The sequence below is a fragment of the Spirulina sp. 06S082 genome, from assembly GCF_034932145.1.
Taxonomy (GTDB): Bacteria; Cyanobacteriota; Cyanobacteriia; order Cyanobacteriales; family Spirulinaceae; genus CCY15215.
Genome location: NZ_JAYGHV010000421.1, coordinates 1 through 10,991, shown reverse-complemented (window position 1 = coordinate 10,991; position 10,991 = coordinate 1). Strand labels below are relative to the sequence as shown.

The window sequence follows — 10,991 nt, the reverse complement described above, 5'->3', positions numbered from 1 at the left end:
TCGCTGCTGGTCAGCAACCGGGGGTGGGAACGAACCTCGTTAGTCGTCGATGCTCTAGCTCTACTGATTCTCCCCGTACTCATACGGGTGGGATGATGCAACTCGGGCAGAAGAAGCGCTTGGGGGACGGGTGAGGTTTCCTCAGCTTATCCAACCAAGTAAGAAGCGCTTGGGGGACGGGTGAGGTTTCCTCAGCTTATCCAACCAAGTAAGAAGCGATTAAACTCTCGCCGTACAGACGATGTTGGGGTTACTGAAACCCCACCCGTCTACACGGTGGGGTAGTTCATCTTATTTCCCATTCTAGATTCTCCATCGCCATCCCCACGCGATCGAAGTTCCCTAAAAATGTTGATTTGTATTTCTCCTGTAAAAGATGGCGATCGCTATGATTACATTTCTTAAACATTGAGATTAATCAATCTTGTTTGCTTTTTCATTGAAAAAAAACTATAATACGAATCTAGCTATAGACTTTTAGCAATATAAAATCAGAAAACCCATGATAAAATGCAATCCTTTTGAGTCGGATCGAGTCGTGGTACTGTTCTATAGCCAATGTTTCGCCCTTATGGATGACCCATTTCTCAATGAATACTTTTAGTCAAACCGTATGGTTAGTTCCACTTTACTCTCTTTTCGGTGTTGTGCTGGCGCTTCTGTGGTCGCCAAATTTAATTCGCCGCACCGGTCCCCGTCCGTCGGGTTATGTGAATTTATTCCTAACCCTCTCTGCCTTGATACATAGTATCTTAGCTTTAAAGGAGGTATGGTCGTCGCCGATACAATTTTCCGTGAATTGGCTTCATGCGGCCAATCTCGATATTGCCTTTGATGTTGAAGCCTCTGCTACAACGGTGGGGGCATTAGTGGTGATTTTAAGTCTGAATTTACTAACGCAGATTTATACCATCGCCTATCTGGAGATGGATTGGGGTTGGGCGCGATTTTATGCTCTCCTCGCCCTTTTTGAAGCGGGAATGGGGGCTTTGATGCTGACCAATTCCCTCTTTTTCAGTTATGTTATGCTGGAAATTCTTACATTAGGGACATACCTCCTCATTGGTTTCTGGTTTAATCAATCTATGGTGGTAACGGGAGCGCGAGATGGTTTTCTCACTAAACGAGTAGGAGACTTGATCTTACTCATGGCAGTTGTAGCGCTCTATCCCCTCGCTGGGACTTGGAACTACGATGAATTAACGCTTTGGGCGAGTACCGTAGACCTCGATCCCACCGTTGCCACCCTTCTCGGTTTAGCACTCCTGGCAGGACCTTTAGGGAAATGCGCTCAATTTCCTCTACAACTGTGGCTGGATGAAGCAATGGAGGGACCAATGCCCGCAACGGTACTGCGGAATGCGGTGGTGGTCTCAACGGGGGCTTGGGTCCTCATTAAAATGCAGCCGATTCTCAATTTATCCCCAGTGGTGGTCAATGCGGAGATTGCCATCGGTGCCTTTACCGCCGTCAGTTGTGCCGCGATCGCCCTGGCACAAATTGATATTAAGCGGGTCTTTTCCTACGCCACCAGTTCCTATCTCGGGGTCGTATTTGTTGCCGTAGGGACGGGACAGCAGGAAGCTGCGTTGATGTTACTGTTAACCTATGCCATCGCCATGGCCTTGATGTTGATGAGCATTGGCGGCATTATTCTCAACAATATTTCCCAAGATGTCACCCAACTGGGAGGACTGTGGAAACGTCGTCCTATCTCTGGGATTTGCTTCGTCGTGGGGGCTTTATCTTTAGTCGCAGTCCCTCCTCTGGGTTGCTTTTGGGGTTTAGCCAGCATTGCCAACGGTTTAAGCCCTCTCTTACTGACGGTATTATTGCTGGTAAATGGCTTAACTGCTTGTAGTTTGGCGCGGGTATTTGGCTTACTCTTTACCGGACCCGCGACCGATTGGACGCGGCGATCGCCAGAAGGATTATGGGCTTTGGTTTTGCCCATGACGATTCTCCTCGGTTTTGCCCTCCATGTACCGCAATCACTCGCTGTTTTGGGACTGTTACCCAATCTCGCCTTAGTCACGCAACCGGCAACCCTGTTGTTAATGGGTTCAACCCTCATGGGTGGGGGAGTGGGTCTATTCCTCTATGCTTTCCCAACAGTATCCAAACCGATTCGCCTTCCCCTTCCTGGGGTGCAAGATTTCCTCGCTTATGACTTCTACACCGCACAACTGTACAAAGTGACGGTTATTTCCATTGTCGGCTTTTTAGCCAAGGCCATCGATTGGTGCGATCGCGTTTTAGTCGATGGTGCCGTGAATTTAGTCGGCTTATTAACCCTCGCAAGCGGTCAAAGCCTGAAATACAACACCAACGGACAGATGCAATTTTATGCCCTCTCCATCCTCCTCGGTACGATCTTCTTTGGGTTAATTCTTTGTTACCCTCTCTTATCTGCTTTGCATTGAGCCATTTTTTAAGTTTGAATTTAACCAAATGTTAACGCCTTTACTTTTAATTCCACTTTTTGGCGCGATCGCGATCGCCCTTTACCCCAAACCCCAAGCCAGTCGCACCATTGCCACTATTTTCAGCGTGGTGACTTTGGTCTGGACCCTCTATCTTCTCGGTCAGTTTGACTTAAGCATAGGAGAAATCCAGTTTACAGAATTTCATCGCTGGATTGACCCTCTCGGCCTCAACTACAGCCTTGGAGTTGATGGGTTATCCCTGCCCTTACTGGCTCTCAACGGTCTGCTAACCATCATCGCCCTGTATACTAATCGCAGGGATATGGAGCGATCGCGGCTCCATGACGGCTTAATTTTGTTGATCAATGCCGGGATCGCCGGGGCATTAATGGCGCAAAACCTGCTCTTTTTCATCATTTTTTATGAATTGGAGTTAATTCCCTTTTATCTTCTCATTGCCATTTGGGGAGGGGAAAAACGAGGCTATGCTTCGACAAAATTCATCCTTTACACGGCGGTTTCTGGCTTACTCGTCTTGGCTGCATTTTTAGGGATTACTTTCCTCAGTCAGTCCCCCAGCTTTGAATTCAGCGATATTGCGATCGACAACCTCGATCTCACCTCCCAACTGATTCTTTTAACGGCTTTATTGATTGGTTTTGGGATTAAAATTCCCCTTGTTCCTTTGCATACATGGATGCCGGATACCTACGTTGAAGCCTCTCCTTCCACCACTATTTTACTGGGGGGAATTTTCGCCAAACTGGGAACCTATGGCTTATTGCGTTTTGGTTTGCAACTATTCCCTGTAACTTGGAATATCATTTCCCCTGGCTTGGCCATTATCGGCACCGTCAGCGTCATTTATGGTGCCATGAGTGCGATCGCGCAACGGGATATTAAGCGTATGGTAGCCTACAGTTCCATCGGACACATGGGCTATATTCTCGTCGCAGCCGCCGCAGGGACGGAATTGAGCGTTTTAGGCGCGATCGCCCAGATGATCGCCCACGGTTTAATTTTGGCATTATTATTCTTCCTCGTAGGAATTGTCGAACAAACCACCGGAACCCGCGATCTCGATGTCCTCAACGGTTTAATGAACCCCATTCGCGGACTCCCTCTCACTAGCGCCCTATTAATTCTAGCTGGAATGGCGAGTGCGGGAATTCCAGGGCTGGTAGGGTTTGCGGCTGAATTCGTCGTTTTCCAAGGTAGTTTTGCCACCTTCCCGATCCCCACGCTTCTCTGTATCCTCTCATCGGGCTTAACGGCGGTATATTTTGTGATTCTGATTAACCGCACTTGTTTCGGTAAATTAGATAATGTCCGCGCCTACTATACTCGCCTTACCATTAATGACCAATGGCCGGCTTTAGTCTTAACGGCGATCGTTCTCTTTTTAGGAGTGCAACCTAACTGGCTTCTGCGTTGGATGGAACCCACCACCACTACCCTTGTCTCAGAATTACACGCCCCGGCGATCGTACAAATTGCTGAAATTGACCCCAGTTACCGATAACAAAAAACTTATAACCCATGCTAACTACCACTAAACTCCCCCCTTCAACTCATCGATATTCCGAAGTTATTCATCGCCTAGAAGCCGGTGGCTCAATGTTACCCGATACCCCTGAAAACTTGATGCAAATTATCGGCATTTATAAGGCTTATGCCGTACCCATGGACTTCTATTGGCGAGATTTACTTTACATTGCCGAGCGCGTTTTTCTCGATCCTTTACCTTTTTTTAAATACTTTTTACCCCAAGAATATTTAGACCTTCCCAACCACTATGCGGGAGAAACTGCCGATTATCGCGTCTGGCAAAAAGGAGAAGCCAGCGCCCATCCTGAATTGTTAGAATTCATGGACAAAGGTGAATTAAAGCAAAAACTGCCGAAAATATTTCATCACCTCTGGCACGATCGCATTAATATGGAATTTGCTGAAGCCTGTATGCGGGCAATGCTTTGGCATCAAGGTATGGGGGGACAATTTTACGACTATCTTGAAAGCGAAGAATATATCCAGAATAGCGATCGCGCGATTAAGGCCTATTTTAAGGGCAATCCTTTGATGTTAGGGCTGTATAAACTCTTCCCCGATATGTTTTATGAAAAAGTCCGAGAACTGTCTTATTATGCCAATTTAGGACTATTTTGGGAAGTGATGGCTCCGGTATTCTTCGAGATGAGCGATCTTTATGATGCAGGGGAATTTAAAACGGTACCGGATGCGATGAATTTTCTGGTCAATGGTATTTTTATCGCCGCAGGAAGACCCATTTATCATCATGTTTATATCGGCGCTGAATGCTACGAAATCATTCCTAAATCAAAGGGTTTTATGTGGCTTTATGAAGCAGCATTACCCTACGTTGAAGCCGTCTTTTATCGGACGGCTCCTTTCCGGGGTACAAAGTCTTATAACGCCCAAGCCAAGCAAGTTCCCGAGGAACAAAAAGACTTTCATTACGGTATTCTTTACGCGGATGTTTTTCCAGTTGGGACTGCGGGAATTCCCCCCACTCTCTTAATGCAAGATATGTTCCATTTTTTACCCCCCTACTTGTTGGAATACTATCAAAAATATTGCCGAGGAGAAGATGATATACTGATTCAATTGGGAATTACTTTTCAGCGATCGATGTACAATGTTACTTCTGCGGTGATTCAAGCCTTACGAGTCGCATTACTCTATCCTTTGGACGATCCCAACCCAGAACATTTATTAAAAAATCGCCAATTCTTTGAAGCGCAACTCGATCGCTTTCTGCGCCCCGAAGCGCGTTTGAGCGATATTCAAGGTCAAGAGTATCGTTAAGGCGATCGCCAATCTAAATAGAGAATGAGTCTATTCTCTTATCATATTTTGTTGTTAAAGTCAAGAAAAATTGAGGAATATTATGCCAAATATTGTTGAAATCGCTGTTAACAATGATGCCTTTAAAACTTTAGTTACGGCAGTAAAAGTCGCAGGATTAGTAGAAGCATTGCAGCAGCCGGGTCCTCTTACAGTTTTTGCCCCCAATGATGATGCTTTTGGCAAGTTATTACCGGGAACAGTCGATACCTTAGTTCAGAATATTCCACAACTTCAGCGTATTTTAAAATACCACGTTGTTGCAGGTGCTTATACAACCTCAGATTTGCAAAATATTGACACCTTAACCTCTCTAGAAGGTTCGCCGATCCCGATTCGTTGTGGCGAACCTTTTGAAGTGAAAAATGCAACCGTTTTAGCCCCCGATATTGAAGCAAGTAATGGAATTATTCATGTTATCGATACCGTGATTTTGATGGGTTAGATGTAGAAACCCATCAACGCATTAATAATCAACTTCTTTCAGCCTGCGAAAACGATAGGCGATCGCGGCAGAAATCGATCTACAGGGATTTAAGACGATATCCCAAACCATGTACGGTTTGAATCCAATCCCGATCTGCCCCTGCATTTCGTAATTTTTTTCGCAGACTTTTGAGATGAACTTTAACAGTTTCTTCCCCAGGAGAATTTTCGAGGGACCACAATGACTCTATAATAAAACCGCGATTTAAAACTTGTTTTCCGTGACGCAATAATAATTCCAAAATTGCAAACTCTTTCGGCGTTAAACGAAGCGGACATTCATTATAAGTTACTTCGTAGGTACTCGGGTTTAAACTTAAATTTTCCCAGCACAGTACAGGAGTTGGCGCAACTTGTCCTCGACGTATTAAAGCGCGAATTTGTGCTAATAATTCCCCCAGATCGAAGGGTTTAACCATATAAACATCCGCCCCTGCATCTAACCCTAAAATCTTATCATTCGTTGTATCTCTGGCAGTTAACATGAGAATAGGAAGAATATAACCTTGCGATCGCAGTCGCCGACACAAGCCAATTCCATCGAGTTTGGGTAAAGTAACATCAAGTAATAACAAATCGTAGGTCAAGGTTTTTAAAAACCTCCAAGCCATTTCCCCATCCGTCGCTATATCCACGCGATCGCCTTTAGTCGATAGTGCTTCGGCTAACGATTCTGAGAGTTGCAGATCGTCTTCAACGAGGAGAATTTGCATTGACTCGAAATATCGGTGACTCATGCTTATTTTCTCTGTTTGGTTGAAGATAATATTGTGTCGAAAGTTACTGTTTTAACAGATATCCACCAAGGGTTGAAAATAAAAAGTCCATTGGATGAAAAACATATTTCATGACTCTAAAAGTTGTTGTTTAACTCTGGCGAGTGCTTCCTCTCCTAGAATTGGTTTTACCGAACCGTTTCGGATTTCATCTCGGCGTTTTTTTGCTTCTGTTATCCAGAATTTTTGAATTGTTTCATCAACCGATCGCATAACTTCAATCTCTCCAAAACTTCATTATTGCTATTTTAGCTTAATTTAAAGAATTCTTCCCGAAGCCGATCGCTTTAAATATGCCCCTTTTCCTGCTTCTCCCAACCAGCGATCGCCATCCACAATTAATTCTCCTCGCAAAAATACTTTTTCAACTTTTCCCGTTACTTCTCGCCCTTCAAAGAGACTATAATCAACGCGAGAATGATGAGTTTTCGCGCTAATCGTTTGCTTTTTATTGGGATCGAAGAGAACTAAATCTGCATCACTTCCAGGGGCGATCGTGCCTTTTTGGGGGAAGAGTCCAAACATCTTTGCAGGGGCAGTAGAAACAAGCTGTACGAAGCGATTGAGATTAATTTTACCGGTTCTCACTCCCCCATCAAATAATAATACCAAACGTAACTCTACTCCAGGTGCGCCATTAGGAATCTTGGCAAAGTTATCTTGTCCGAGTTGTTTGGAATAATTAATCCCTAATGGCTGTTCATTGAAACAAAAAGGACAGTGATCTGTTGCCACAATTTGCAGGTCATCAAAACGCAATCCTCGCCAGAGATGCTGTTGACAATGATGTTCTCTTAAGGGGGGAGTCATGACATATTTTGCCGCTTCAAAACCGGGGGATTCGTATTCATTAAGATCCAAAAATAGGTAATGGGGACAAGTTTCCGCAAAAGCGGGAATGCCGCGATCGCGGGCTTCAACGATGTTTTCTAGGGCTTCTGGGGCAGATAAATGAACAATATAAACAGGAACTTCTGCTAATTCTGCAAGGCGAATTGCCCGATGGGTGGCTTCTGCTTCCATTAAACGAGGGCGAGTGAGAGAGTGATATTTGGGGGATGTGTTACCCTGTTCGAGGGCTTCTTCAATTAATACTTGAATCACCGATCCGTTTTCTGCATGAAGATTGACCATTCCACCGCGATCGCCGACTTTTCGCATTGTCCGAAAAATTGCTGCATCATCTACCATTAAAATTTCTGGATATGCCATAAACATTTTAAAACTGGACACTCCATCGGCTTCAATCAGACTGGAAAGTTCTGCTAATATGTCTTTATTTACGTCAGTTAAAATTAAGTGAAAGCCAAAATCAATACCAACTTGAGGTTCTGCTAAAGCCAGGCGATCGTCGAGGGTTTTCTTGGCACTTTCTCCTTTATTTTGATAGGCAAAATCGAGAATTGTAGTAGTTCCTCCAAAGGCTGCGGCGATCGTTCCGGTTGCATAAGTATCGCAGTTCATGGCTACCCCTTGCATCGCTTCCATGTGGGTATGAACGTCAATTCCTCCAGGAAATACTAGCAAGCCCGAGGCGTTATATTGTTGAGCATTGGGAACTGCTAATTGTCTGCCAATGGTTTCAATTTTGCCATTTTTCACGAAAATATCGCCGATATAGTCATCGACAGCCGTGACAATTCTTCCTCCTTTAATCAAAATTTCGGTCATGGCACAGTTTCCCCATTAGAATTCTCTCTGGAAGTTTAGTATCGGGGATTTGGGGGACGCGATCGCCAAAAAATATGATTTTCTTTAGATTTCTGTAATTACAATTTGAGGGCGATCGCTATATGTTGATTAATATGGGTTTGCGTCTTTTGGTCGTCATGCCCAGATCACAGAAATTTCAGCCGCGATCGTAAATGACTATGCAAAATTTTGACTGGAAAAAGCTCCAAAATGGTTCAGATATTCGTGGAGTTGCCCTCGAAGGGGTACCCGATGAAGCAGTAAATTTAACGCCTGAAATTATTAGTCGTTTAGGGAAGGCTTTTGCAATCTGGTTAACGCAAAAAATTGACAAACAAGTGAATGAGTTAACAATTTCTGTGGGACGAGATAGCCGCATATCGGGGCCAGATTTAATCCAGTCTGTAATAACAGGAATGAGCGAATTAGGGTGTCATGTTTATGATTTTGAAATTGCTTCTACTCCCGCCATGTTTATGAGTACGATCGCGCCAGAATTAAACTGTGATGGGGCAATTATGCTCACGGCGAGTCATCTCCCTTTTAATCGCAATGGCTTAAAGTTTTTTAGCGATCGCGGCGGTTTAGATAAAAAAGATATTAGCGATATTCTAGCTTTAGCAGCAAACAATAATTTTGTCAATGCGGCTTCAAGAGGAACGATTTCTCAATACGATTTTATCTCAGTTTATGCGGCGGGTTTGGTCAAGAAAGTACGCGAAACTGTGAATCATCCCGAACATTTTGAGCAACCGTTAAAGGGCTTAAAAATTGTTCTTGATGCGGGGAATGGTGCCGGGGGATTTTATTGCGATCGCGTTCTTAAACCCTTGGGTGCAGATACAACAGGAAGTCAATTTCTCGAACCCGACGGCACATTTCCCAATCATATTCCCAATCCAGAAAATGAAGAGGCAATGGCAGCAATTTGTCAAGCAGTTTTACAAAATAAAGCAGATTTCGGCATTATTTTCGATACGGATGTCGATCGCGGGGCTGCGGTGGATAGTTCCGGGAAAGAACTCAACCGCAATCGTTTAATTGCTCTCATTTCTGCCATTGTTTTACAAGAAAAACCGGGTTCAACTATTGTTACTGACTCAATTACTTCTGATGGCTTAACGCAGTTTATTGAGCAAGAATTAAAAGGCAAACATCATCGCTTTAAACGAGGATATAAAAATGTTATCAATGAGTCAATTCGTTTAAATCAAGAAGGAGAAGAATCTTGGTTAGCGATTGAAACTTCGGGTCATGGTGCGATGAAAGAGAATCATTTTCTCGATGATGGTGCTTATCTTGTCACTAAACTCTTGATTGAGTTAGCTAAATCTAAGCTGGAAGGGAAATCTTTATCGGATTTAATTGCGAATTTAAAAGAACCGGAAGAAAGCCAAGAATTTCGCTTAAAAATTGGCGTAGAAGATTTTAAATCTTACGGGAATACAGTCATTGAAAAATTGCAAGAATTTGCAGCAACGCGAGAAGGTTGGCAGATTGTTCCGAATAATTACGAAGGGGTGCGAGTCTCTTGCAAATCTACGGAGGAAGATGGCTGGTTTTTGTTGCGATTATCCCTTCACGATCCCGTTATTCCTGTGAATATTGAGTCTAATGTGTCGGGTGGGGTACAAAAAATTGTGAATCAACTGCTGGAGTTTTTTCCTCCTTTTGAATCCTTAGATTTATCCTCACTGAAAACAAAATAAGTAAATCTGCAAAATAAATTGCAGATGTGTCAAAATAAAGAAAAAAAATTGAAAATGGCTATTTATTTTTACAGTACCCGCGATAAATCTTACGGTGGTTTTTCTAACTTTTCCCCTCATGGTTTTGAGTTAGATGGGGTTTGGTGGCGGACTAGCGAACATTATTTTCAGGCGCAGAAGTTTGCAGGAACATCTCATGTCGAAGTAATTCGCGGCGCAAAGACACCGAAAGATGCTGCTAGAATGGGACGCGATCGCCAGCGTCCTTTACGTCAAGATTGGGAAACAGTGAAGGAAGAGATCATGAAAAAAGCACTCTTGCAAAAATTTTCTTCTCACCCAGATATTTGCGAAACTTTACTCTCTACGGGAGAGGAAGAAATTGTGGAAAATTCCCCCATTGATTATTATTGGGGCTGTGGGAAAGATGGAAGCGGCAAAAATCGTTTGGGTATTTTATTAATGGAAGTGCGGTCAATTTTGCGCGATCGCCTTGCACCATAAAAAACGTATCATTCTGAGTTATGAGACATGACAAAACATAAGGAGAAGAATTACGTGAACAAAGTTAAAATTGCGACCTGGAGTGAAATCGGCGATCGCCAACCCGTCGCAGCACTGGTGGAAAACATCGATCTCGTCATCATCCGTCGAGAGAACAAGGTATCGGTACTTTACGGGCGCTGTCAACATCGAGGCGCTTTAATGGCTGATGGTTATATTGAAGGAGATAATATCATCTGTGGCGTTCACGGATGGGACTATCGCATTGATACTGGGATCAGCGCTTACAAAAATGATGAGATTCTCAACAAGTTCAATGCTTGGATCGAGGATGATGGCGTTTATGTAGACGCTGACGAAATTATCGCTTGGCGTAACGATCATCCCCAACCCTACAACCGGGATGAATAGTTAACCAAAATATAGTCAGATATAAACAAGACATGGATTCCATTTCAGAAATCCCCTTCATTTTGGCTTTGAGAGATTAATTCTCCTTGGGTGAACTACGCACCTCTCTATCCCATAGCCCC

The 10,991-nt window shown here is 43.8% G+C and carries 10 protein-coding genes and 1 pseudogene; 7 read left to right on the top strand and 4 right to left on the bottom strand.

Translation table 11 applies throughout. The annotated features are described in order from the left end of the window. Positions 1-286: 286 nt before the first annotated feature. On the bottom strand, positions 287-409 hold the full coding sequence (locus tag VB714_RS25630) for a hypothetical protein (protein ID WP_323227961.1): 123 nt from the start codon (positions 407-409) through the stop codon (positions 287-289). A 181-nt stretch (positions 410-590) separates the two neighbouring features. Here VB714_RS25630 and VB714_RS25625 point away from each other — a divergent pair, with 181 nt between their 5' ends. The 4 genes from VB714_RS25625 to VB714_RS25610 all read left to right on the top strand — a co-directional run bounded on the left by VB714_RS25625 (position 591) and on the right by VB714_RS25610 (position 5,736). Next, positions 591-2,423 carry an NAD(P)H-quinone oxidoreductase subunit F gene (locus tag VB714_RS25625; RefSeq protein ID WP_323227958.1) on the top strand — a complete coding sequence of 611 codons (1,833 nt, stop codon included), beginning with the start codon at positions 591-593 and terminating at the stop codon, positions 2,421-2,423. A gap of 28 nt (positions 2,424-2,451) precedes the next feature. Beyond that, positions 2,452-3,948: an NADH-quinone oxidoreductase subunit M gene (locus VB714_RS25620; RefSeq protein ID WP_323227955.1), complete on the top strand. Its 1,497-nt coding sequence runs from the start codon at positions 2,452-2,454 to the stop codon at positions 3,946-3,948. Positions 3,949-3,965: 17 nt separating this feature from the next. Beyond that, positions 3,966-5,252 (top strand): CO2 hydration protein, encoded by a 1,287-nt coding sequence (locus tag VB714_RS25615; RefSeq protein ID WP_323227953.1) that lies wholly within the window; start codon positions 3,966-3,968, stop codon positions 5,250-5,252. An 82-nt stretch (positions 5,253-5,334) separates the two neighbouring features. Beyond that, a complete protein-coding gene (locus tag VB714_RS25610; protein WP_323227951.1) occupies positions 5,335-5,736 on the top strand; it encodes a fasciclin domain-containing protein in 402 nt (133 codons plus the stop codon). Positions 5,737-5,815: 79 nt separating this feature from the next. Here VB714_RS25610 and VB714_RS25605 read toward each other — a convergent pair whose 3' ends face one another. The 3 genes and pseudogenes from VB714_RS25605 to hydA form a co-directional block, all read right to left on the bottom strand. Further along, positions 5,816-6,490 carry a response regulator gene (locus tag VB714_RS25605; protein ID WP_416309798.1) on the bottom strand — a complete coding sequence of 225 codons (675 nt, stop codon included), beginning with the start codon at positions 6,488-6,490 and terminating at the stop codon, positions 5,816-5,818. Positions 6,491-6,622: 132 nt separating this feature from the next. Further along, positions 6,623-6,754 (bottom strand): annotated as a pseudogene (locus tag VB714_RS25600) (addiction module protein); the annotation flags it as partial. A 57-nt stretch (positions 6,755-6,811) separates the two neighbouring features. After that, the gene (gene hydA / locus VB714_RS25595) at positions 6,812-8,224 is read right to left on the bottom strand and encodes a dihydropyrimidinase (protein ID WP_323227947.1); all 1,413 of its coding nucleotides are present in this window, start codon (positions 8,222-8,224) and stop codon (positions 6,812-6,814) included. 200 nt (positions 8,225-8,424) lie between these two features. Here hydA and VB714_RS25590 point away from each other — a divergent pair, with 200 nt between their 5' ends. The 3 genes from VB714_RS25590 to VB714_RS25580 are packed head-to-tail and all read left to right on the top strand — an operon-like array spanning position 8,425 to position 10,869. Continuing rightward, positions 8,425-9,954, top strand: coding sequence for a phosphomannomutase/phosphoglucomutase (locus VB714_RS25590; protein WP_416309797.1), 1,530 nt, complete (start codon positions 8,425-8,427; stop codon positions 9,952-9,954). Between the two features lie 54 nt (positions 9,955-10,008). Then, complete coding sequence (locus tag VB714_RS25585) at positions 10,009-10,458, top strand: NADAR family protein (protein ID WP_323227943.1); 450 nt, start codon at positions 10,009-10,011, stop codon at positions 10,456-10,458. 54 nt (positions 10,459-10,512) lie between these two features. Further along, complete coding sequence (locus tag VB714_RS25580; RefSeq protein WP_323227941.1) at positions 10,513-10,869, top strand: Rieske (2Fe-2S) protein; 357 nt, start codon at positions 10,513-10,515, stop codon at positions 10,867-10,869. Positions 10,870-10,991: the final 122 nt, after the last annotated feature.

Coding starts and splice junctions, on each gene's coding strand:
- VB714_RS25630 (WP_323227961.1), bottom strand. CDS start 409: ATGTTTAAGAAATGTAATCATAGCGATCGCCATCTTTTACAGGAGAAA.
- VB714_RS25625 (WP_323227958.1), top strand. CDS start 591: ATGAATACTTTTAGTCAAACCGTATGGTTAGTTCCACTTTACTCTCTT.
- VB714_RS25620 (WP_323227955.1), top strand. CDS start 2,452: ATGTTAACGCCTTTACTTTTAATTCCACTTTTTGGCGCGATCGCGATC.
- VB714_RS25615 (WP_323227953.1), top strand. CDS start 3,966: ATGCTAACTACCACTAAACTCCCCCCTTCAACTCATCGATATTCCGAA.
- VB714_RS25610 (WP_323227951.1), top strand. CDS start 5,335: ATGCCAAATATTGTTGAAATCGCTGTTAACAATGATGCCTTTAAAACT.
- VB714_RS25605 (WP_416309798.1), bottom strand. CDS start 6,490: ATGCAAATTCTCCTCGTTGAAGACGATCTGCAACTCTCAGAATCGTTA.
- hydA (WP_323227947.1), bottom strand. CDS start 8,224: ATGACCGAAATTTTGATTAAAGGAGGAAGAATTGTCACGGCTGTCGAT.
- VB714_RS25590 (WP_416309797.1), top strand. CDS start 8,425: ATGCAAAATTTTGACTGGAAAAAGCTCCAAAATGGTTCAGATATTCGT.
- VB714_RS25585 (WP_323227943.1), top strand. CDS start 10,009: ATGGCTATTTATTTTTACAGTACCCGCGATAAATCTTACGGTGGTTTT.